Annotated in this window: 18 protein-coding genes; 12 read left to right on the top strand and 6 right to left on the bottom strand. The window is 43.2% G+C overall.

The genetic code is table 11. The features are described 5' to 3' along the window. Positions 1 to 108: 108 nt before the first annotated feature. Together pheT and MIC7126_RS0126335 are read left to right on the top strand one after the other, a co-directional pair. The gene (gene pheT, locus MIC7126_RS0126340; RefSeq protein ID WP_017656129.1) at positions 109 to 2,544 is read left to right on the top strand and encodes a phenylalanine--tRNA ligase subunit beta; all 2,436 of its coding nucleotides are present in this window, start codon (positions 109 to 111) and stop codon (positions 2,542 to 2,544) included. Positions 2,545 to 2,724: 180 nt separating this feature from the next. After that, positions 2,725 to 2,994, top strand: a complete 270-nt coding sequence (locus tag MIC7126_RS0126335; protein ID WP_017656128.1) for a YciI family protein — start codon at positions 2,725 to 2,727, stop codon at positions 2,992 to 2,994. A gap of 171 nt (positions 2,995 to 3,165) precedes the next feature. Here MIC7126_RS0126335 and MIC7126_RS0126330 read toward each other — a convergent pair whose 3' ends face one another. Then, positions 3,166 to 3,531 carry a hypothetical protein gene (locus tag MIC7126_RS0126330; RefSeq protein WP_017656127.1) on the bottom strand — a complete coding sequence of 122 codons (366 nt, stop codon included), beginning with the start codon at positions 3,529 to 3,531 and terminating at the stop codon, positions 3,166 to 3,168. A gap of 293 nt (positions 3,532 to 3,824) precedes the next feature. Here MIC7126_RS0126330 and MIC7126_RS0126325 point away from each other — a divergent pair, with 293 nt between their 5' ends. Continuing rightward, positions 3,825 to 4,226 (top strand): hypothetical protein, encoded by a 402-nt coding sequence (locus MIC7126_RS0126325; protein WP_026100542.1) that lies wholly within the window; start codon positions 3,825 to 3,827, stop codon positions 4,224 to 4,226. 171 nt (positions 4,227 to 4,397) lie between these two features. On the opposite strand, the gene MIC7126_RS0126320 is transcribed toward MIC7126_RS0126325, so the two are convergent. Beyond that, positions 4,398 to 4,586 carry a hypothetical protein gene (locus tag MIC7126_RS0126320; protein ID WP_017656125.1) on the bottom strand — a complete coding sequence of 63 codons (189 nt, stop codon included), beginning with the start codon at positions 4,584 to 4,586 and terminating at the stop codon, positions 4,398 to 4,400. 400 nt (positions 4,587 to 4,986) lie between these two features. On the opposite strand from MIC7126_RS0126320, the gene MIC7126_RS0126315 reads away from it, so the two are divergent. From MIC7126_RS0126315 to MIC7126_RS28465, 3 genes are all read left to right on the top strand, one after another. Continuing rightward, entirely contained in the window at positions 4,987 to 7,515 is a 2,529-nt protein-coding gene (locus MIC7126_RS0126315) for a mannose-1-phosphate guanyltransferase (protein ID WP_017656124.1), read from the top strand. Positions 7,516 to 8,051: 536 nt separating this feature from the next. Next, positions 8,052 to 10,271, top strand: a complete 2,220-nt coding sequence (locus MIC7126_RS0126310) for a DNA phosphorothioation-associated putative methyltransferase (RefSeq protein WP_017656123.1) — start codon at positions 8,052 to 8,054, stop codon at positions 10,269 to 10,271. A 133-nt stretch (positions 10,272 to 10,404) separates the two neighbouring features. Beyond that, on the top strand, positions 10,405 to 11,235 hold the full coding sequence (locus MIC7126_RS28465) for an RNA-guided endonuclease InsQ/TnpB family protein (RefSeq protein WP_338010333.1): 831 nt from the start codon (positions 10,405 to 10,407) through the stop codon (positions 11,233 to 11,235). A gap of 128 nt (positions 11,236 to 11,363) precedes the next feature. On the opposite strand, the gene MIC7126_RS0126295 is transcribed toward MIC7126_RS28465, so the two are convergent. Further along, on the bottom strand, positions 11,364 to 12,638 hold the full coding sequence (locus MIC7126_RS0126295; RefSeq protein ID WP_017656120.1) for an ABC transporter ATP-binding protein: 1,275 nt from the start codon (positions 12,636 to 12,638) through the stop codon (positions 11,364 to 11,366). A 145-nt stretch (positions 12,639 to 12,783) separates the two neighbouring features. Here MIC7126_RS0126295 and MIC7126_RS0126290 point away from each other — a divergent pair, with 145 nt between their 5' ends. The 3 genes from MIC7126_RS0126290 (at position 12,784) to MIC7126_RS0126280 (ending at position 17,184) form a co-directional block, all read left to right on the top strand. Then, positions 12,784 to 14,016, top strand: a complete 1,233-nt coding sequence (locus tag MIC7126_RS0126290) for an FAD-dependent oxidoreductase (RefSeq protein ID WP_017656119.1) — start codon at positions 12,784 to 12,786, stop codon at positions 14,014 to 14,016. A gap of 357 nt (positions 14,017 to 14,373) precedes the next feature. Continuing rightward, positions 14,374 to 14,937: a single-stranded DNA-binding protein gene (locus tag MIC7126_RS0126285; RefSeq protein WP_017656118.1), complete on the top strand. Its 564-nt coding sequence runs from the start codon at positions 14,374 to 14,376 to the stop codon at positions 14,935 to 14,937. A gap of 372 nt (positions 14,938 to 15,309) precedes the next feature. Beyond that, the gene (locus MIC7126_RS0126280; RefSeq protein WP_017656117.1) at positions 15,310 to 17,184 is read left to right on the top strand and encodes an ABC transporter ATP-binding protein; all 1,875 of its coding nucleotides are present in this window, start codon (positions 15,310 to 15,312) and stop codon (positions 17,182 to 17,184) included. A gap of 40 nt (positions 17,185 to 17,224) precedes the next feature. Here the strand turns inward: MIC7126_RS0126280 and MIC7126_RS28460 are convergent, their stop codons facing one another. Both MIC7126_RS28460 and rsmH read right to left on the bottom strand, forming a co-directional pair. Continuing rightward, on the bottom strand, positions 17,225 to 18,289 hold the full coding sequence (locus MIC7126_RS28460; RefSeq protein WP_017656116.1) for an Rpn family recombination-promoting nuclease/putative transposase: 1,065 nt from the start codon (positions 18,287 to 18,289) through the stop codon (positions 17,225 to 17,227). Positions 18,290 to 18,318: 29 nt separating this feature from the next. Further along, entirely contained in the window at positions 18,319 to 19,215 is an 897-nt protein-coding gene (rsmH, locus tag MIC7126_RS0126270) for a 16S rRNA (cytosine(1402)-N(4))-methyltransferase RsmH (protein ID WP_017656115.1), read from the bottom strand. Positions 19,216 to 19,541: 326 nt separating this feature from the next. On the opposite strand from rsmH, the gene MIC7126_RS0126260 reads away from it, so the two are divergent. After that, positions 19,542 to 20,726 (top strand): NAD(P)H-quinone oxidoreductase subunit H, encoded by a 1,185-nt coding sequence (locus MIC7126_RS0126260; RefSeq protein WP_026100540.1) that lies wholly within the window; start codon positions 19,542 to 19,544, stop codon positions 20,724 to 20,726. Between the two features lie 76 nt (positions 20,727 to 20,802). Here MIC7126_RS0126260 and MIC7126_RS0126255 read toward each other — a convergent pair whose 3' ends face one another. After that, a complete protein-coding gene (locus MIC7126_RS0126255) occupies positions 20,803 to 21,834 on the bottom strand; it encodes a hypothetical protein (RefSeq protein ID WP_017656112.1) in 1,032 nt (343 codons plus the stop codon). 102 nt (positions 21,835 to 21,936) lie between these two features. Between MIC7126_RS0126255 and MIC7126_RS0126250 the strand changes: the two genes are divergently transcribed. Together MIC7126_RS0126250 and MIC7126_RS28770 are read left to right on the top strand one after the other, a co-directional pair. Continuing rightward, a complete protein-coding gene (locus tag MIC7126_RS0126250) occupies positions 21,937 to 22,593 on the top strand; it encodes a helix-turn-helix transcriptional regulator (protein WP_017656111.1) in 657 nt (218 codons plus the stop codon). Positions 22,594 to 22,659: 66 nt separating this feature from the next. Beyond that, a complete protein-coding gene (locus MIC7126_RS28770) occupies positions 22,660 to 23,727 on the top strand; it encodes a WG repeat-containing protein (RefSeq protein ID WP_017656110.1) in 1,068 nt (355 codons plus the stop codon). Positions 23,728 to 23,731 lie beyond the last annotated feature (4 nt).

The following is a 23,731-nucleotide window of genomic DNA, read 5'->3' as shown; positions in this document are numbered from 1 at the left end:
TTTCTTCAAACCTAAAAACCCAGATACTATGGGAACTCCGCGATTACGAATGACGAATGCGTCTGCATCTCGCAATTAATTGAGTATTGATCAAAAAAATTAACTGATATGCGTATTTCTCTCAACTGGCTGCGGGAACTGGTAAACTTAAAACTTAGCCCAGAAGAATTAGCCGAAACCCTGACAATGGCTGGGTTTGAAGTAGAAGATATCGAAGACCGCCGCACTTGGGCTAATGGCGTGGTTGTGGGGAAAGTCGTTGAGCGTCAACCCCATCCCAATGCTGATAAATTGAGTGTTTGTCAAGTGGATGTTGGTGCAGATGAGATTTTAAATATCGTCTGTGGTGCGCCTAATGTCCGAGCAGATATTTATGTACCAGTCGCTACTACAGGTACTTATTTACCGAACATCGATTTAAAAATTAAACCAGCAAAGCTGCGTGGTGTCCCTTCCCAAGGCATGATTTGTTCTTTAAAAGAACTGGGTTTACCGGCTGATGTAGACGGAATTCATATTTTTTTCCAGGAAAACTTGTCCTTGGGAAGTGATGTCCGTCCTTTACTGGGGCTGGATGATGTAATTTTAGATGTGACGGCTACGGCTAATCGGGCTGATGCACTCAGTATGGTGGGGATAGCGCGAGAAGTCGCAGCTTTGACAGGGGAAGAGTTGCGAATTCCTCAACCAGGGGAGGTATCAATTACCAACACAGGTAACAATTTTGCTGTCAAGGTGGCTGACACTCAAGCCTGTCCAGCTTACATAGGTACGGTGATTGAGCAGGTAAAAATTGCTGCTTCTCCAGAATGGTTGCAACAGCGTTTGCGGGCGACTGGAGTGCGTCCGATTAATAATGTCGTGGATATTACTAACTACGTGTTGTTAGAATGGGGACAACCGCTACACGCTTTTGACCGCGATCGCCTCAAATCTGTCGCCGCTAGTGATAAATTAACCGTAGGTGTCCGCTTCGCCCAAGCTGGCGAAACCCTGAAAACCCTGGATGGACAAACCCGCACCCTCTCAACCCCCAATTTGTTAATCACCGCCAATGAAAAGCCTGTAGCTCTGGCGGGGGTGATGGGTGGGGAAGAAACAGAAGTTCACCCAGGAACTCAAAGCTTAGTTTTAGAAGCAGCGTTATTTGATTCCGTCGCTATTCGCCGTTCTTCCCGGAGTGTGGGTTTAAGAAGCGAGGCTTCTGGGAGATATGAGCGGGGAGTCAACCGGGCCGAGTTGGAAGTCGCTACCCGTCGCGCTCTATCTTTGATAGGGGAACTAGCCGAGGGAGTGATTGTCAATCAAGAAATTGCTGATACCCGCCCCGACCGGGCTACCTGGAGTCGTTCCATTGTCCTGCGTTTAGAGCGCGTCAATCAACTACTAGGGCCGATTGATTTGGGAATAGATACAGGAGAACTGCAAGAAGAGGACGTAGAACGCATCCTCACCGCACTGGGATGTGAAGTCACCCCTTCAGGGGAGCAGACTTGGACAGTTTCCGTACCCCCCTACCGTTATCGGGATTTAGAACGGGAAGTTGACCTGATTGAAGAAATTGCCCGTTTGTATGGCTATGATAATTTTTGTGACACCTTACCACAAAAAGCCGAAGCAGGCTATCTACCTTTAGATCAAGAATTAATTCGCCAAGTCCGACATTTTCTGCGCGCTGCAGGTTTGACAGAAGTTATCCATTATTCTCTAGTGAAACCAGGAGATGCAAGACAGATAGTTTTATCAAACCCGCTATTTGCAGAATACTCGGCGTTGCGAACCGATTTGATATCTGGGTTAATTGATGCTTTCCAATACAATCTAGAACAGGGAAATGGCGCCCTCAACGGGTTTGAGATGGGGCGAATTTTTTGGCGAGAAGAAGAAGGTCTGCGGGAAGCAGATGCGATCGCTGGGATTATGGGTGGCGATCGCACCGTGGGAAAATGGTCAAAAAGTGGTCGGGAACAGCCCTTGACTTGGTTTGAAGCCAAAGGAATTTTACAAAGCCTGTTTCACCAACTGAAGCTAGAAGTAGAATATCAACCAGATCGCCGCGATCCGCGTTTACACCCAGGACGAACCGCTTCTTTATGGATTAGAGGTAACAGCTTAGGCGTATTTGGACAACTTCATCCCCAATTGCGGCGGGATAAAGGTTTACCAGACTCAGTATACCTGTTTCAATTAGACGCAGATGTGCTTCTGGATGCCTTAGATCAAGACGAAATTCTCATCCCCAAATTCCAGCCCTATTCTACCTATCCAGCAAGCGATCGCGACATCGCCTTTTTCGCACCCGTGAAAATCTCCGTCGCCGAAATCGAAAAAGCCATCACCAAAGCCGGGAAAGATTTACTCTCCTCAGTGGAATTATTCGATGAATATCGCGGCGAAAATGTCCCCGATGGACAGCGCAGTCTAGCATTTCGCCTAATTTATCGAGCTAGCGATCGCACTCTCACTGACGCAGAAGTTGAACCCGTACACAACAAAGTCCGCGAAGCTTTGGTAGAAAAATTCGGCGTCAACTTGAGAAGTTGAAAAAGAACTCAGAAGCCAGAATTCAGAATTCAGAATCAATTAGTGGGGGACTTAAACCCGTTTATTCATCCACCAGCGATGCACTGAGCTTGGTCGAAGTGTCGCACGGAATTCATGCTGAATTCTGGCTCCTGACTCCTGAATTCTGTTTTGTTAACAACTAGCAAATAACAAATAACTATGCCTAAATATATTCTGTGGGGAACCTACTGCGAAGACGTTCTCGAAAAGCGTACCCCTTACCGCCAAGCTCATTTAGACGGATTAGCAAAACAAAAAGAATCCGGCGTCTTGATTACTATCGGCCCCACCAAAGACGTCACCAAAGTTTTTGGTATTTATGAAGCCGAAACCGAAGCGATCGTCCGCCAGTTGATTGAAAATGACCCATACTGGCAAAATGGTATCTGGACTGAATACTCTGTTAAAGAGTGGATTCAAGCGATTTAGTTTCATGAAAAAAACACTATGTTCTGTAAACCTTAATCAACTAAGAAGAACAGAAAATAGTGTTGACTGTTTTTATTTTTAGTGGGCTTTCAACCCGCAACTAAAGTTTTTGATAAAAGATAGAGAACAAGAATTTTATAGCTTCTCTTCTCTTTCTGTAATTAAAAATTATTACTTTTCAGTGAAGGTGTAAGAATTAGTTTCACAAAGATTAATTTTGTAATCTTCCACAACTTCCCCATCTTCAAACTTAGCCTTAATATCGAAATAACATTCATTCCTGCCATACCCGCTAAAAGTAATCTTTTGGGATTCACCACTAGCCAAAACATCATTTTTCAGCACGTCTTCTTCCCATGTTTTTGTAGAGCTATGTGCTACATACAAATTGACAATAGCAGAACTCGTGCGATTATAAACCCGAAAATCCCGCTGGTCAGCTAGAACAACAGGAGAAGCTGCTACTAGCAAAGAAGAAGATAACAGCGCTTGTGTAGCCACCCGATAACCTGCACCCCTAAAAAGCTGTTTTATCATGATTTCACCAACTTTTATACTGAAGCCTAAGTTAAACTTGATACTTAATTCGAGGATAAATCTCGTAGTTGCAGTTGTCCTCAATAATATCACGCAAAACCACAAAGTTTTTAGACACAATTAATGATTTTTATTGCTTTTAGTAGATGTAAATAAAGTTTTTTCGTATGAAAATAGATCTGTTCATATGCAAGAAAACCTTGCTGTTGCTTAGATCAAAAATCACGCTATTAGGCGATCGCGATCGCTGAAATTAATTCTTCAGTCGTTAGATTTCTTCACAAGGTACTACGATGAATCTCAGCTTAAAACGTACATTTCTACCTAGCCTCATGGCTGCAAGTTTAGCAGGCGTAACCCTAGTTCCCGCTAAACCAGCCGTAGCCGATGATTTATTACGCGATGTCGGTATTGGCGCCGCTGCTGGTGTCGTCTCCGGCGCAGTTAGGGGACGAGGTTCGGTGATCAACAATGCTGTGAGAGGAGGTGCTGCTGGTGCTGCGGTTAACGCTGTCAACGGTACAAGAAGCAGACCCAACCGCCAAAAACGCAGCCTAGGACAAGATGTCGCCGTCGGTGCTGCAGCTAGCGCCGCCGCAGGTGCTCTCACCGGGCGCGGTGGTGATACCCTAGGTAATGCTGTAGATGGTGCAGTTGCTGGTGCAGCCATCAATATTTTGACCAAGAAAAAATAGATTTTTATTTTTGTAGGGTGCGTTACTTCGTTAACGCACCGTCTTGACCTCAAAAGGCTGAGTATACAAGTTTATTGGCTTTATACTTCAGCCTTCATACTTCATACTTCAGCCTTCATACTTCAGCCTTCATACTTCAGCCTTCAGCCTTCATACTTCAGACTTTTTTCACTAGCCCTTCAACGCTTTTTGAAAGTTGCGACGATAGGATTTATTAATAATAAATAAAGCCGGCCACAACAAAGATAAACCGATGCGATTAGGTAAAGTCTGACTAAAATTAGTCCGCTCGAACCCATACCAGAACTTCCACGCCCCATACCCGTAAAGTGCGATTAATCCAATAATAATTAATTTCATTATGAACAACTCCGTGAGTAACAGACAAAATTTGTGTTAAGTATTCCTACGTTATTGCTGCAAATCGCCACCAAAACTGAGAAAGTATGAATAAAGTTCTCAGTTGTTTGTATCTGAGTCACTTGAAGATACATTCCTCTATTCCAGTGTAGAGTAGTCCTCCACATCGTCGCTAGCACCCCTGGGGAATTGGTGTGATCTATTTTCCCAAGGCTCTATAAGTTACTACTTAATTTTAGACACCAACAGCAGACAAAGAGTAAATACACTTATTCCTCAGCAGATGCATCTTGTGGAAGTTACTCAAATATCAACATCCATAGGACACTAAAGTAAGAAGAATACAACATGTCTCATGGATATTGACGCAGCAAATGCTGCAAATAGCTAAGGAGGATTTATGCGTGCAGTACTGATGGCTGGTGGTTCGGGAACACGACTGCGCCCACTGACTTGCGATTTACCAAAACCGATGGTGCCAATCCTCAATCGGCCCATCGCCGAACACATTATTAATCTCCTTAAACGTCATCAAATCACAGAAGTTATTGCCACATTACACTATCTACCTGATGTGTTGCGTGACTACTTTCAAGATGGCAACGATTTCGGTGTACAAATGACCTATGCGGTGGAGGAAGACCAACCCCTCGGTACAGCAGGGTGCGTAAAAAATATTGCTGAACTCCTTGACGAAACTTTTTTAGTCATCAGCGGTGATAGCATCACAGACTTTGACTTAACTGCAGCCATTGAATTTCACAAACAAAAGCAGTCGAAAGCCACTTTGATTTTAACTCGCGTCCCCAACCCGATTGAATTTGGGGTGGTGATTACCGACGAAGCAGGTCAGATTCGGCGATTTTTAGAAAAACCCTCCACTAGTGAAATTTTTTCTGATACTGTTAACACTGGTACTTATATCCTTGAACCTGAAGTTTTAGAATATTTACCAAATAACACTGAATGCGACTTTTCTAAAGATTTATTCCCCTTACTACTAGCAAGAAATGAGCCAATGTATGGCTATGTAGCTCAGGGTTACTGGTGTGATGTTGGTCATTTGGATGCCTATCGTGAGGCTCAGTATGACGCATTAGCCCAAAAAGTCAAACTAGAATTTGCATATAAGCAAGTAGGGAATGGGTTGTGGGTGGGTCAAAATACTTACATTGACCCCACTGCAGTCATCGAAACCCCAGCAGTGATTGGTGATAATTGCCGCATTGGTGCTAGAGTCCACATTGAAGATGGCACAATCATCGGGGATAATGTCACCGTCGGTGCTGATGCCAATCTTAAGCGTCCCATTGTTTGGAACGGAGCAATTATTGGTGATGAAGCCCATTTAAGTGCTTGTGTAATTTCTCGTGGAACTCGTGTAGACCGTCGCGCCCAGGTTTTAGAAGCAGCTGTAGTCGGTTCCCTTTCCACTGTGGGCGAAGAAGCCCAAATTAGCCCCAGCGTCAGAGTTTGGCCTAGCAAGAAGATTGAATCTGGGGCGGTGCTAAATATTAACTTAATTTGGGGTAACACCGCCCAAAGAAATTTATTTGGTCAACGTGGCGTCCAGGGATTAGCGAATATCGACATTACCCCAGAATTTGCGGTCAAGTTGGGCGCTGCTTATGGTTCGACTTTGAAGCCCGGTTGTAAGGTGACTGTTTCCCGCGACCAACGGAATGTCTCGCGGATGGTAACTCGGTCATTAATTGCTGGTTTGATGTCGGTGGGTGTGGATATCCAAAACCTGGATGCTACAGCTATTCCCATTTCCCGGACGGTGATACCCACAATGTCGGTAGCTGGGGGTATTCATGTCCGAGTACATCCCGATCGCCCTGATTATATCTTGATTGAATTCATGGATAATAAGGGAATTAATATTTCCAAAGCCCTGGAAAAGAAAATTGAGGGGGCTTATTTTAAGGAAGATATGCGCCGAGCGCTGATTCATGAAATCGGTGATGTGGCTTACCCCAGCCAAGTTAATGACCTTTATTGCACTGCTTTTGAGAAGCTGCTACATGTAGCTACTTTAAGCAACAGTCGCGCCAAAGTGGTGATTGACTATGTGTATGCGGTGTCTGGGGCGGTGTTACCCCAAATGTTAGATAAATTTGGTGCTGATGCTGTAGTATTAAACGCCAGCTTGAATCAAAATGCTGTTACCTCCACTGACCGAGAAGGACTGCTAACTCAGCTTGGTCATGTAGTTGAAGCTTTAAAGGCTAACTTTGGTGTGCAGGTATCCGCGAATGGGGAACAATTGATTTTAGTTGATGAATCTGGTTTCCCGATTCGGGGAGAAATGTTAACGGCGCTGATGGTAGACATGATACTCACGTCTAACCCTAGAGGAACAGTAGTGGTACCAGTTCATGCTACCAGTGCGGTGGAACAAGTCGCCCGTCGCCATGATGGTAAAGTGATTCGCACCAAAGCCAACCCCACAGCCTTAATGGAAGCTTCGCAAAAAAATTCCCATGTGGTGCTGGGGGGTAGTGGAGACACTGGGTTTATTTTCCCGCAATTGCATCCAGGCTTCGATTCCATGTTCTGCATTGCAAAGATTATTGAAATGTTGACGATTCAAGAGCGATCGCTTGCTACTGTCAGATCAGAATTACCTCGTGTAATTCATAAAAATTATACAATTCGCTGTCCTTGGTCAGCTAAGGGCGCGCTGATGCGTTACCTAGTAGAAACCCACCCAGCCCAAAACCTCGAACTCATCGACGGGGTAAAAATTTGTCAACCCTATGATGATAGTTGGTTATTAGTATTACCAGATGCTAGTGAACCGATGGTGCATTTGTATGTTAATAGTAATGATCGCGATTGGGTTGATGATACTTTAAGAAACTACCGCACCCGTGTACAAACTTTTATAGAAAGACAACAAGAATATCACCCAGCAGAGGTTTAATTATGCACTACTAATGGCTAAATACTAATTATTATTAATATTTAGCCATTAATCAATTGCGGGTGAAGACTTAATGTTAAATATGGCAATGTGCGCCCACTCACCGTTAAAACTGCTCTCTCGCAGCCAGGAATTACAATCCCTGGGGAACGTGCGTTTTAGCCTTAAGTTGGCATCAATGCTCTCCAGCCAAAGCAGCGTCTACCCACTCTTGTAAACTTCATTGCAGACATCTGATAATTTGGCATTAAAATCTGTTGTGCGGCTAATATTTTCTTGTTTACCTTGAACCCAACAACCGTGAGAATTTGCGGTAACGTCAAAAGTTTGTGATATGTAGTATCGAGATAGCAGCGTTCAAAAATTGTTTTTTTTTGATATCACCATTTAAATTTAGGGCAATTTGCTTTCCCATAATTTTCAGTTTTATAAGTTAATAAACCATAGGTCAAAAGTGATTAAAATCCTAATTATTATGGAAAAACTTTAATTTCCACTCGTGCTTGAGTAATTTTGCTGACAGTACCTCTCCAATAATGAGCGCTATGGCTTCAAGCGATAATAGTTTTAACACAATTCAGGTAAGCAGTGTGGTGGACGGATTAAGAGACATAAAGCAACTGCGTTCGCACAGCGTCTTTGAAGGAGACACCGAGAGAGCAACCTGCGATACATCAAAGCCACAGCTATCTAATACATATGAATTGAACATAATTGCTCAGGCTTGCAAACGCAGTCCAGTTGGGAAAAATCTCCCTGATGCTTTTTATGTCCATGTTTGGGCGCTGCACGCTCTTGAAGACTTGCTGCAACAATATGAAAGCTGCGCCAGAAGTGCTACTACCCAAGCTCAAAGCGCAACACTTGTCAAATTTAGCACTAGCAAACCCAAAATTTCTTACCTGTTCTATCCTGACTTCGACACCGAGCCACATCCAGCATTACAAGCCAGTATCCAAGTTGACTTAGAAACCCTACAAGTCACACACCGCGACTACGGCACTTCAAGTAATCCCTTTATTCTCCACCGTAAAGAAACTTTTGTAACACCCGAATATCCACTTTACCAACAGTTCGCAGAACTTACCCGCGCTCAAGAAGCGTTGGGTTTACTGAATAATTCCATTCGTATTGGTACACGCCGAGGATGGGAAGAACGTTTAAAAGCGTATAACGTGGAACTGCAAGGTCATTGTCTCATCCAGTGCCAAGCAGCAAGCAGTACTGGTGAATTGCCATCGCGCCAGATAGACCGTCATAAAGCAGCAATTGTTCGCAATGACTTGTCTCGCCCAGTGCGCCTAGCTCATAACGCTGGAATGTTCACTCCAGAAACCACCTTTTTTGACTATGGTTGTGGTCATGGCGGTGATGTCACTCGCGTAGCCAGACAAGGGTACACCAGTCTCGGATGGGACCCTTACTATGCACCAGATACTCCCCAAACTCCTGGTGATATTGTCAATCTTGGTTATGTGATTAACGTTATCGAAGACACGGGCGATCGCCGAGAAGCATTAGTCAAAGCCTGGGAACTTACTCGTAAAGTTTTGCTTGTTGCTGCCCAAGTCACCCTTGCGGATACCAATAAAGGTACAATTGCTTACGGTGATGGGATAGTGACGACCCGCAACACCTTCCAGAAATATTACGAGCAAGAAGAACTAAAAATCTACATCGACCAAGTTCTTGGTGTTGATGCTATTCCTGTAGCTTTGGGTGTTTACTTCGTTTTTCGAGATGAAGCTCAAGCGCAGTTATTCCGGGCTTCCCGCTTTCGTTCTCGTGCTACTACACCCAGAGTTCGTGTTTCAATCAAGCGATTTGAAGACTATCAGGAACTGCTAGCACCCCTGATGTCTTTTGTGACCGAACGCGGTCGCTTGCCAAGTAAAGGCGAACTGTCACAAGAAGCTGACATAAATGCGGAATTTGGCAGTTTACGCCGTGCATTTCAAGTAATTTTACAGGCTACAGACCCGCAAGAGTGGGAAGCTATATCTGAGAAACGCCGTCAAGACTTGATGGTTTATTTGGCGCTTTGTCAATTCAGCCGTCGCCCAAAATTAGGAGAATTAGCGCTGGAAGCGCAAGAAGATATCTTAGCCTTATTTGGTACGTACAAACAAGCTTGGCTAAATGCCGATCAAATGCTGCACAGCTTGGGCAATTCTGAAATTATTGTAGAACGTTGCCAAAATAGCCAAATTGGGAAAAAATTACCCAATTCTCTCTGGGTTCACATATCAGCGCTACAAGCCCTCGACCCCATGCTGCGCCTTTACGAAGGTTGCGCTAGTCGTACTATCGGGCGCTTAGATGAAGCCAATGTCATTAAATTCCATACCAAAAAACCAAAAATTTCTTATCTGTTTTACCCTGACTTTGATACTGACCCTCATCCAGCACTACAGACGAGTATGGAAATTGACTTGCGTGATTTGCGTGTTAGTTATCGAGACTATGATACAGATGATGACCCCCCAGTGTTGCACCAAAAAGATGCTTTAGTTACCCCTGACTATCCGCTTTACGAGAAGTTTGCCAAGTTAACTTGCCAAGAAGAGGACTGGGGGCTGCTGGATAATTGGCGTAACATTAGTCATCGCTCTGGTTGGCTCAAATGTTTGGCAGACCACTGTGCAACACTTAAAGGGTATCAGTTGCTGTGGCAGAAGGATGCTGACCCCTATAAACTCAAGGCGCTGCGTGCTGCTGTTCGCAGCCGTCAAGAGAAAAGGCGCAGCCGCAGCTAAAAAAGATTCTATCTTAATGGAGCAATTCATCTCCCGTTACAGTCGTAGACTGTAACGGGAGATGAATTGCGACCACTATAAATATGTTAACACAATAGTTTCTCGCGTGTAAGGTAATTTAAAGCTTCCCAAGCTGGGATTAATTAAAGCCAGTCTCTCTAAGAGCATCAATGGCAAAATTAAATCCGTAACTGTTTCTAAGACAAGTACAGATAAATATTTTGCGGCGATACTGTTCGAGACTAATGAGTTGTTCACTACAAAGCAGGGGAAGATATCAGGAATCGATCTTGGGTTAAATAGTCTAGTAACTGTCTTTGACGGTGAAACCTGTTATAAGGTTGACCCAATCAAGCCAACTAGAAAGTATGCTAAACGACTGAGAATTAGACAAAAAGCTTTATCCCGTAAAATCAAAGGATCTAACAATAGGCGCAAAGCGGTTAAATTAGTTGCTAAAGTTCACGAAAAAATATCTAACACTCGACAAGATTTTCTCCATAAACTCTCACGAAAGTTAGTTGACGATAACCAAGTCATAGTAGCTGAGAACCTTTGTATTAAAGGATTAGTACGTACTAAATTAGCTAAGTCAATACATGATGCTGGTTTTGGTATGCTGCTTAATTTCATCAGTTACAAACTAGAGAGAGAAAAAGGCAAATTTGTTCAAGTTGATAGATTCTTTCCCAGCACAAAGCTTTGTTCATGCTGTGGATACAAGAATGATTCGCTAAATCTAAGCATCCGTGAGTGGATTTGTCCAGGTTGCCAAACAACTCATGATAGAGATGAAAATGCCTCACGGAACTTGAGAGCAGAAGGGATCAGGATATTGTCAACAAATACTGTGGGACACACAGAAATTCAAGCTTGTGGAGAAGCAGTAAGACTCGTTGGTACTTGCGCCAAAAAGCGTGTTTCTGAGAAGCAAGAATCTCCCGCTACACCGCTTTGCGGTTAGCGGGGGAGTGTCAATTATGCTTCTTGTGTTAGTAACCTGAGTTCGGGATAAAGCGATCGCAAAAAGAATTATTAGCGCAATTCTCACACTAAATTGAGTAAAAATACTAACTTTGATCTAGTTGGAGATTAATTCTGAGGAAATATGGCTAAATCCGTTTCCGGGTCGAAAAAGTGGATTTTCTCTGGAGTTAATGATAACCAAATTTGCTCACCAATACTTACCAATCTCTCAGGTTGGACTCGCACCTGCAGGTAATTAGCCGTATTTCTCGACGGGAATTGTGACTCAGCTAGCTTAACAGTTAAAAAGCTATCGTTACCGAGATTTTCCACTAAATCCACTTGTACAGACAAATTTTTAGTAGCTGGGACACTCACGCTTAAATGTTCTGGACGAATGCCTAAAATTATGGTTTGTCCGTCATATTTTTGTAGCGCATCCGCCCAAATTTGAGGGAGAGTGAGCCGAAATTGAGCATGGGTAATTAACTGCGGGGCGTGAAATTTCACGGGAATAAAATTCATCGGTGGTGAACCAATAAATTCAGCCACAAAACGATTAGCAGGAGCGTTGTAAAGTTCTAACGGAGTGGCGACTTGCTGAATTTTCCCTTGATTCATAATCGCAATCCGATCGCCCATTGTCATCGCTTCAGTTTGATCATGGGTGACATAAATCGTCGTTGTCCCCAATTGACGCTGCAATTTGACGATTTGGGCGCGAGTTTCCGCTCGCAGTTTCGCATCCAAGTTAGAAAGCGGTTCATCCATGAGAAAGACTTGGGGATTGCGGGCGATCGCCCTTCCTAAAGCCACCCTTTGTCTTTGTCCCCCAGACAATTGTTTGGGTAAACGATGTAACAAGCCTTCAATTTGCAACAATTGCGCCACACTCCGCACCTGTAAGTCTATCGCCCTTTCTTTCTCAGAAATATAACGGAGTCCTTTTGGTAGTTTTTTTGTTAGGCTTACGCAAATATTTTCCACCCAATCTGAGGTAGTGGATTCTCGACGACGCAAACCAAAAGCGATGTTGTCATACACCGTCATATGCGGGTAGAGGGCGTAATTTTGAAACACCATAGCGATGTCGCGCTCTTTGGGTGGGAGATGATTAATTAAGCGATCGCCCACCCAAATTTTACCGCCAGTCATCACCTCCAAACCGGCGATTAACCGTAGCAGAGTACTTTTACCACAGCCTGAAGGCCCCACCAGCACCATAAATTCCCCATCAGCGATCGTCAGGTTAATCTGCCGTAGGACATGATTAACATGATCTACATTCTCTATAACTGTGTCGCGTTTTTGACCAGATAGAGGTGGGTTTTGTGAGGAGATAATTTCCCCTTGACGACGGGGAAAACTTTTATAAACGTTTTCTAAAAGAACTTGTGCCACGGATGTTGTTTATTGTCATTAGCAAAGGACACACGACAGTCATGGGGTGATCATACACGTTCTGTGTAAATACGAAACATTAAAAAAATTGCCCTGACTGGCAAAAGAAAACTACTCTGGAGATGAGGGGTTTGAGAATTTTGTTATGAAAAATGATGTACAGACAAATCCCACCCATGACATTGTAGACGTACAAACCACAAATTGTTGCATAGTGGGTGGCGGCCCGGCAGGAGTGGTGTTGGCTCTGCTCTTGGCGCGTCAAGGGATTGCTGTGATTTTGCTAGAAGCACACAAAGACTTTGATCGTGATTTTCGCGGCGACACCATTCACCCGTCGGTGATGGAAATTATGCAAGAATTGGGGTTAAGCGATCGCCTGCTGCAATTACCTCATCACAAAATGCACCAGATTCGCATCCAAACGCCCCAAGAAACAGTCACCCTAGCAGACTTTAGTCATCTCAAAACATCTTACCCATACATAACGATGTTGCCCCAGGTAAAATTCCTGGAGTTCATCATCCAAGAAGCGCAAAAATACCCCAATTTTCAACTGGTCATGGGAGCAAATGTCCAGGAATTAATTGAGTCAGATGGGGTGATTCAAGGCGTGCGCTATCGCGGCGGTGGTGGTTGGCACGAAATCCGGGCTATACTCACCGTTGGTGCAGATGGGCGTCACTCAAAATTGCGACAATTGGGGGGCTTTGAGTCAAAGGAAAGTTCGCCACCAATGGATGTGCTGTGGTTTCGTTTACCCCGTCATCCCCAAGACGCTGAGGGAGGAATGGGACGCATTAGTCAAGGTCAAATTCTCGTCATGCTTAACCGGGGTGACGAATGGCAAATGGGTTACGTCATTCCCAAAGGCGGCTATCACCAAATTCGGGCTGCGGGTTTGCCAGCATTCAAAGAGTCTATCGTTATAGCCGCACCAGAATTAAGCGCTCGCATCGAAAATTTACAAGATTGGTCACAGATAGCCTTTCTTTCCGTAGAATCCAGCCTAGTCAAACGCTGGTATCGTCAAGGAATGCTGCTCATTGGCGATGCGGCTCATGTCATGTCTCCAGTTGCTGGCGTCGGGATTAACTATGCAATTCAAGACGCTGTAGTCACAGCAAATCTCATCAGCCAACCACTGAAAAATCAACAAATCGAACTTCATCACCTCGCCCAAATACAACGCCAACGAGAATTACCCACACGGATCATACAAGCATTCCAAACCTTAATTCAGCAGCGAATATTTGCCCCTGTCCTCAGTTCCCATCAGACCTTTCAACCACCAGCTTGGCTACGCTTCCCCATATTACGTGACATCCCAGCCCGGTTGATTGCTTTGGGAGTTTTCCCCGTACATGTGCAAACATAAACTTTTTTACCTGCGCTAATATGGTACAAATATACTGCTAAATAGCAGAACAAAATCCTTGTCTCATTCCAGCAGAGGTGATGAACTGCGATGAACCTCATCCAAGAAGGGATAGTGAGGAACACTTGACAGTTCCCTAATCCCTATCCCCTAATCCCTAATCCCTCTTTAACTAATTGAGAACTGCTATATTCTGAAAAACTTACAAATCAGATCAACAATTAAACATAAGTAGGTCAGCACAAATCAAGTTAATTTCTCAGGTTAATCATTTCCCCATGACGCTGACTCCTCGATGCTGGGGAACCCTAGTCGAGTAGTGGCGCCCCTATACCCAATACCATTAGGAGTAAATTTATGAACAGTTGCGTTTTACTCGCCGAAATTATTCAAGAACCGCAATTACGGTTTACAGCCGATAATCTAGAAGTAGCGGAAATGCTGGTACAGTTTCCCAATTCTCAAAAACCAGAAGACCCACCAGCGACCTTAAAAGTAGTCGGTTGGGGAAATTTGGCTAAAGAAATTCAACAACAATATCATCAGGGCGATCGCGTTATCCTAGTAGGACGTTTAGGAATGCATACCATCGATCGCCCTGAAGGTTTCAAAGAAAAACGTGCAGAATTGACAATCCAACAGATCCAATCAGTGGGAACTGGCTTTAATTTCAGCGCATCATCTGCTGTCACCAAAAATCCCGCAGCTAGCGAAACCTCTTCCCGTCAACCATCCCCCACCCCATCCCGGCCTCCAGAGACAAATACTCCCAGTTATAATCCACCACCACCCATAACCACCCCAGTTACAAGCCCTGCTAGTGTTGCTCCCCCGGTCAGTAACCCCCCAGCCACTTTTGAGCGCTCTACCTATCCAGCACCCCAGCAAGAAGAACCGAACATAGACGATATTCCCTTTTAGTTCCAGATACCCGATTTCTTCGAGAAGTCGGGTATTTATATTTTGAACAGGGAACTCTTAACAGGGAACAGGGGACAGGAAAAAGGGAGTAAAAGTGTACTGAGTTTTTTCACGCAATCAAATATGATTCCGATATCAGCCACTTTCGTTATAGTTGTAGTCTAAGTTATCGCAGTTCCCAATTAGATGAGGTACACCCCATCTAGCCTCTAGCTCCTATTTGCTAGCCCCTCACCTCATAACAAACTAAAAGTATCAAAATTGCCAAAAAAAATAATTCCTCAGAATTAAAAAGCTAAAATCAAAAACACAGTATTCAACCTACTGTGAAAATTTGCATCAAGTATTCAGTAAATATTCATACCGATTCCCATGAAAGAAACTGTCCTAGAGGTTCGCAATCTGCAAGTAGAATTTGCCAGTGATGGTGAGATAGTTAAAGCAGTTGATGGAATTTCCTTTCAATTGCGTCGTGGTGAAACTCTAGGAATAGTCGGGGAGTCGGGAAGTGGTAAATCAGTAACATCCTTAGCAATTATGAGTTTGTTACAAACTCCGGGTATCATTACTGGCGGAGAAATTTGGTTTTATCCCCAAGAAAATAGTCAGCCAATCAATTTAATTGATTTACCACGTGAGCAAATGCAGGTGTACCGGGGTGGCGATATCGCCATGATTTTTCAAGAACCGATGAGTTCTCTCAATCCGGTTTACACCATTGGGTTTCAGCTAACCGAAGCGATTACCAGACATCAGAATGTGTCAGTTGCTGAAGCCAGACAAATTGCGATCGCAGGCCTCCAAGAAGTTAAACTTCTTCCTAGTGATGAACAAATCCAGCAACACTATAGTGAAGCTGGAAATTCTTCTCCAGCAAAACAGGCTCAGTTGGTCAGACAGCACAAAGAAGCTATGCTGGAACGTTACCCCCATGAACTCTCCGGAGGACAGTTACAGCGGGTAATGATTGCAATGGCGATTTCTTGTAACCCATCTCTATTAATTGCAGATGAACCAACCACAGCTTTAGATGTGACAGTCCAAGCAACAATTCTGGAATTGATGCGAGAATTGCAAGAAACCCGCGAAATGTCCATGATTTTCATCACCCACGACTTGGGACTAATTTCCGAAATAGCCGACCAAGTAGCAGTGATGTACAGAGGTAAAATTGTTGAATATGGAACTGTTGAGGAAATTTTTCGCCATCCCCAACATCCCTATACTAAAGGCTTAGTGGCTTGCCGTCCCACACTCACCCGCCATCCCCAAAAATTGCTCACAGTTTCCGACTACATGAGTGTAGAGGAATCGCCTAACGGAAAATTGCTCATTCAAGCGAAAGAACCGCCCCAACCACCAGACATCACCTCAGCCGAAATCGCCCAACGATTAACCAATTTGGCAGCAAAAGAACCCCTTTTGCAAATCCGCAACCTGAAAGTCGGGTTTCCCATCCGCAACTTATTTGGCGGTACAGAACGCTACCATATAGCTGTTAACAGCGTTTCCTTTGATGTTAAACCAGGAGAAACCCTAGGATTAGTCGGAGAGTCTGGTTGTGGGAAAACCACCTTGGGTAGAACCTTGCTGCGATTAATTGAACCGATGAGTGGGGAAATTATTTTTGAAAACCAGAACATTACCACTCTCAAAGGTCAACAGTTGCAGAAATTGCGACGGGAAATGCAAATTATCTTTCAAAATCCTTTTAGTTCCCTGAATCCGCGGATGAAAATTGGAAACGCAATTATGGAACCGTTAATTATTCATTCGGTGGGGAAAACAGTGCGACAAAGAAAAGAACGTGTAGTCGAACTGTTAGAAAGGGTAGGATTGAATGCAGAAGCGATGAACCGCTATCCTCATCAATTTTCTGGCGGTCAACGTCAACGGATTTGTATTGCTCGTTCTTTGGCTTTAAACCCCAAGTTTATCATTTGTGACGAATCTGTTTCCGCGCTGGATGTATCTGTGCAAGCACAAGTGTTGAATTTGCTCAAAGAATTGCAAGAGGATTTTCAACTAACTTATATTTTTATTTCCCACGATTTAAGCGTCGTTAAATTTATGAGCGATCGCATTTTGGTCATGAATCGTGGTCAAATTGTTGAAGAAGGTACAGCAGAAAGTATCTATCTTCAACCTCAAGAAGTATATACCCAACAGTTAATCGCCGCCATACCTACAGGTAGCCCCGAACGACTGAAAAATAGACACTCTGCGCCCAGAATTGATATTAGTTAAAAAGAGCGATCGCTATCATTACATCACATGCGATTTTTAATTATGTATTCAATCTCGCAATAATTTCCACGTCCAACTCAAATAACTCAGCCAGTTCCTGTACACTCATTCCCCGTTGCAGGAATTTTTTAATCATCTCTTCTTTAATTTCCGCTTTCACCTCTTGTTCGACTTCTTCGCGAACTTCAAGTTTGACTTGAGCTTTGACCTCTTGTTCAACTTCTTCTCGAACTTCAAGTTTGACTTGAGCTTTGACCTCTTGTTCGACTTGTTCTCGAACTTCAAGTTTAACTTGAGCTTTGACCTCTTGTTCAACTTCTTCTCGAACTTCAAGTTTAACTTGAGCTTTGACCTCTTGTTCGACCTCTTCTCGAACTTCAAGTTTAACTTGAGCTTTAATTTTTTCTCGAATTTCTTCCTGTATTTCGGCTTTAACTTCTTCCCTAGCTTCTTCTTTCAGCTCTTGATATACTCTTGTACCCCTGATTAATTCCAGAGCCAACATTTCCTTAACCTCCTCTCTACTCAAATTGGGAAACTTATTAACAAGAATCGCCTCTATCAATTCTAAAACCTTTCTTTGGATAGCGGCATCATTTACCTCTTCTCTAGTGCGATTAATTAGTTGCTCCACTAATTTTTTGGTTTTTCGCTTACCTTCAACAATTAGCTTCACAATTTCCAATCCCAGGGATTGATTTGATGCATTTCTTAATTCATCAAGATAAAAACATCGTAGGTGTGGCTCTCTTAGTGAGTTGAGACGCTGAGGAAAATCTACATCATTGGCACGAGTATCAAATATAACTATAGCATACCACTGAGAATTAAGCGGTTGATACTGATAGAAATAAAGCAGAATACTGGTTAAAAAACGGTCGTAAAATAGCTCGTCTTTGTAACATTGAACTTCGACGAAATAAATTGGTTCGTGGGATAAGTTTTCTAATGTTAAAAATATTCCGTCTAAGCGAAAACTAGTTTCCTTGACCTCTTGACTTTGAAATTCATAGAGATTTGAATTAGTTTCTGGTTTGCCAATCAGTTCAAAAAAAATATCGGGAAACTCTTGAAAAAGCTTATAAAAAATCGTGTCTGTTTTCATAACTAATTACTTTTATTCCATCTTCCTCATCACTCCTTTCTTTCGGCTATTCTTAACTTAGCAGAGCGCGATCGCGGATTATTAACTATTTCCTCTTCTTGAGCAGTAATTGGCTTTTTAGTCAAGACCCGTAAATATGGTGAATTTCGCAAACCATGCTTCACCAGACGGTCTTCTAAGCTATGAAAACTGATAACAGCGATTCTACCACCAGGGACAAGCGCAATTGGGGCTTGGTCTAGAAAGGTTTCCAGGGATTTCAACTCGTCGTTGACAACAATTCGCAGAGCTTGAAAAACACGAGTTGCCGGATGAATTCTACCATAACGATACTTGGGAGGAACAGCAGAAGCGATCGCCGACGCTAATTCCACAGTGTCATCAAATGGGCGTCTTTCCACAATCCGTCTGGCAATTCGCCGTGATAGCCTCTCTTCCCCATATTTAAAGAAAATATCAGCTAATTCCCCTTCTTCCCACCCATTAATCACATCAGCCGCCGTCAGCGACGCTCTTTTATCCATTCGCATATCCAAACTAGCTGCGTGGCGAAAGCTAAAGCCCCGTTCTGGCGTATCCAAATGGTAAGAACTCACCCCCAAATCAGCAACAATCCCATCACAAACCCCAGCTGCAAACTTGTAGGTAGCAAAGTTGCTGTGAATAAACTTTACCTGTTCCCCATACCCAGCCAAATACTTCTGCGCCGCTGCTAAAGCATCCTCATCTTGGTCAATCGCCGTCAAACGCACATCCACAGCAGCATCTAAAATCAGACGACTATGACCACCACCCCCCACCGTCACATCCAAATAATGTCCGCCGGAACGCACCGCCAAACCCTCAACCACCTCCCGACTCAACACGGGAATGTGGGAAAAAGCAGATTCTTCTAAATCAAGCTGCATTTGTGAATCTAATTCCATCTTCAAATTGGGAATTTGGGATTTTGCTTTGATCTCAAACCGAAAATTCCTAGCCCCTAGTCCCCATTTGGATCAGCATAAGGAAAAAATTCCGGTGCTTCAATTCTTTGCATATCCAGCGTCCCTATAATAATTGAAGAAGTGCAACAAAATGAAACATCGACCAAACGCCCTCTGCTGCCATCTTCTCTCCAACATACCCCTGTAGGGACAGTTTTTTGATTGTCTCGATGAAACTTATCTTGGTAGACACGATAAATTGAGTCTGGTTGGCATCTTGGCGGTTCAAATCACATTTTTCATGAACGGGAGAACACTGAAAATCTATGGCAAGAATAGAAACCCGCACTGAACCTATGGTGCTTAACATGGGACCGCACCATCCCTCAATGCACGGCGTTCTCCGGCTAATTGTTACCCTGGACGGAGAGGATGTCATTGATTGTGAACCGGTTATTGGCTACCTACACCGGGGAATGGAAAAAATCGCCGAAAACCGTACCACAATCATGTACGTTCCCTACGTCAGTCGCTGGGACTACGCAGCGGGGATGTTCAACGAAGCAGTCACAGTTAACGCCCCAGAAAAACTAGCAGGTGTCGCTGTTCCCAAACGCGCTAGCTACATCCGCGTCATCATGCTGGAATTGAACCGCATCGCCAACCACCTGTTGTGGTTCGGCCCCTTTCTAGCTGACGTGGGTGCACAAACTCCCTTTTTCTACCAGTTCCGGGAACGGGAGATGATTTATGATTTATGGGAAGCAGCCACTGGTTATCGAATGGTAAATAACAACTACTTCCGCGTTGGTGGTGTAGCTGCTGATTTACCCTACGGTTGGGTGGATAAGTGTTTAGAATTCTGTGACTACTTTATTCCCAAAGTGGATGAGTATGAAAAATTAGTCACCAATAACCCCATCTTCCGGCGACGGATTGAGGGAATTGGTACTATCACCCGCGACGAAGCAATTAACTGGGGACTTTCTGGCCCCATGTTACGCGCCTCCGGGGTGAAGTGGGATTTGCGGAAAGTAGACCACTACGAATGCTACGACGATTTTGACTGGGAAGTGCAGTGGGAAACCGCCGGTGATTGCTTTGCTCGTTACGTAGTGCGGATGCGGGAAATGCGCGAATCTGTAAAAATTATTCGCCAAGCAATTAAGGGACTTCCCGGCGGCCCTTATGAAAACTTGGAAGCTAAACGCCTTGCTGCTGGGAAAAAATCAGAATGGGATGCTTTTGATTATCAATACATTGGTAAGAAAGTTTCTCCTTCTTTTAAGATTCCTAAAGGGGAAATTTACGCTCGTGTAGAAAGCGGTAAAGGTGAACTGGGAATTTATTTAGTTGGTGATGATAACGTCTTCCCCGCACGGTGGAAAATTCGCCCAGCCGACTTTAACAATCTGCAAATTCTGCCTCATTTATTGCGGGGAATGAAGGTAGCAGATATTGTGGTCATTCTCGGCAGCATTGACGTCATTATGGGTTCTGTGGATAGATAGTCGCCGATTTTTGGTTCAATTGTCAAACAAGTAGGGGCACAACATTGTTGTGCCCTTATTGCTAAACCGTATTTTTTCAATCAAATTTTAATCCCGATACTGCTAGTTTCACATGCAATTTCAAATATTTATCTAATGGAATGTACAGCCAATGCAAGGGTAGTTGTGAGTCTTGATGTGTTTTTTGAAATCCTAAAGCTAATGCTAATTGTTCATCGCCTGGATGCATTGCCAAGGTATACATATCACAAAGATGAGGAAAATCAACTTGCATCTGCATTAATGTTTTTTGGACATCTTGCAAAAATTCACAAACATTAATTTGTTGTTTATAAGCTTGATCTATTTGCCAACTGCGGACAAAAATAGAAGTACAATGGCGATCGCCTGGTATAGCAATTTCAAATGGATCAGTATCCCACGTAGCACTTAAGTGTAGACTGTTACGCGGTGGCAAAAAGAAATTTGCCTCTGATTCCCTCGCCACGGGATACAAAATATAAAAACCTACCGCATCTTGAGTATCATAGCGACGCAGTACCCGCATCCCGGTAGGATATTGTTCCGCCCAACCACGTAGTATTTTAGCGATTCTGTGGGGTAGGGCGACAGTTTTTTTATTCATCCAGTTGTAGTTACGGGCGAGAAAACTAGCAACGGGGATGGCGTCAGTTCGGGGATTAAAGTTATCTGGTAGCAGTTTGAGCGATTTTTCGGCTAAAGCTGAGTTTTGCAGATTAGGCAATAAAGAACAAATCCGAATACAGGTAGTGTTACCGTCAAAATCTTTTTCGATTAATCCCAAAGCTACGAGCTTATCAATCATCATACCCGCAGAGCGATCGCTCCCCCGCTCTCTTTCACCATAAAATATTTCTTGCGCTTCTCGGTGAGTACAGGGAACAAACCCCGCAGGTAATTCTAGTTCGGTTAAAGGGCGCTGTAACCGTTTTCCGAGTTCTTGCTGTTGTTTGAGTAGCAAATACGCCCACAGCTTCACAAAATATTCAGCACGACGACGCGTCACACCTACACGCCCGCGCAACTGCGAAATATACTTACGTTGTTGTTCAATCGGGAACCATTGGTTGATGCTTTCTGGATTCATACAATTAAGGCTTCCCAGCTAGCGCAATCTGCACCCTGGAGAATAAAGGTTGAATGATGAAAAAAACTTCACCTTAATTCAGGTAGATTCCGCAAAATCTACTTGACACAACTTGAATACAGCCTACTCATTGCACCTACAGAGTCGCAGCTACCAAAATTCAGCTACACACAACATGCTGAGTTTTGGAAGGCAGAAATTATGTTATTTCCAGATGATAAAAGAGATGCCAAATTACGACTAGAATTATTGTCAGCCATGATTGAAAGTTTTCTTGATGGCATCCTTATTTTCACAACTGAAGGTGAATTAATTCTCAGTAATGAATACGCTCGCCGTATTTGCAGTAAATTAACACCGCCATCAGCTAATCATGCAATTCCCACAGAAATTTGGCGCGTCTGTCAATCATTGATTGAAAGTCGTCAACTATTTCCTCAAAAGAAAATTATTATTGAGTCAGAAATTCAGATAAATGCATCAATACAATTACGGATTCGAGCTAGATTTTTAGAATTAAAATCAGGTAGCGATCGCCTTTTGATCGTCACTGTAGAAGATTACCAACAGTATACTCAAAGTATAGCGATCGCCGACGCAAAAAAGTACCATTTAACAGACCGAGAAACTCAAGTTTGGCAACTGCGCCGCGCTAATTTTTCTTATCAACAAATCGCTAATCAGCTTTATATCACCATTAACACAGTAAAAAAGCATCTCAAGAATATTCATGCCAAACAACAAAGTATATTTTGGTAAAGTCAATGATATAAATTAAACGATTTAGCGTCACTTAAGCAAGAGAATCAACATACAATATTTCCTATGCATCAAACCATATTCAACTTCATCAATACCTCAATTATTATCACTGCCATTAGTAATTTATTTATAGCCAAAGCCTCAGCCTTCTCTGATATCCAAAATCAAATTACCCAGCAGTGTATCACTCAACTTGCTGAACGCAACTTAATTAAAGGCTATGCTGACCAAACATTTCGCCCCCAGTCCACTATCAATCGAGCAGAATTTGCAGTTTTATTATTAAATGCTTTTCCCCATAGCGAGTGGAAAAACTCCGAAACTGAATTTAAAGACGTCCCAAATACTCACTGGGCGTATAAAGCCATCAAAGAGGCTTATAAAAGGGGATTTTTTAGTGGATATCCAGACCGGACTTTTCGACCATCACAACCCATACCCAGAGTACAGGCGATCGCCATTTTAGCCAACCATCTCAATTTCAATATTCCCGACAACCCAGAAACCACTCTCAAAAAATATTTTGATCCTTATAATGTTTCTGATTTTGTATCGGGATTAGCAGTTATTAATGTCAATGGTAAATATGGTTATATAGACAAAACTGGTAAGATAGTCATCCCACCTCAATTTGACCAAGCCAAGGCATTTTCAGAAGGTTTAGCAGCAGTTGAACTCCGCGAAAATGGTATTTCCAATTGGGGTTATATTGACCTCACAGGTAAAACGATAATTACACCCCAATTTTATGCAGCTAATAATTTTTCTGAAGGTTTAGCACAAATACATTCATCCGCAAGTAGGGGATATATAGATAAAACAGGAAAACTGATAATTAATGCCAATGAATTAATGATCATTCCTGGTTCTTATATTTCAGAATTGCACTCATTTTCCTCAGGATTAGCACTGGTCAGAGTTGGTAATAAATTCGTTTTCATAGATAAAAACGGTAAATGGCATATCAAGCCAGAACTACCTAACGCTACTAGTTTTCAAGACGGTATAGCTAGAGTGAACATAGCTGGAAAATGGCTACAAAATGTCAGTTATGATAGTTCTGCTAATCCTATTATTGACTACTACTTTGACGGAGGAAAATGGGGATATATTCGTTCTCCCCTACCTTAAAATA

This window comes from Fortiea contorta PCC 7126 (genome assembly GCF_000332295.1).
Classification (GTDB): domain Bacteria; phylum Cyanobacteriota; class Cyanobacteriia; order Cyanobacteriales; family Nostocaceae; genus Fortiea; species Fortiea contorta.
The sequence above is the reverse complement of the archived record's forward strand: the minus strand, read 5'-3'. Positions and strand labels throughout refer to the sequence as shown.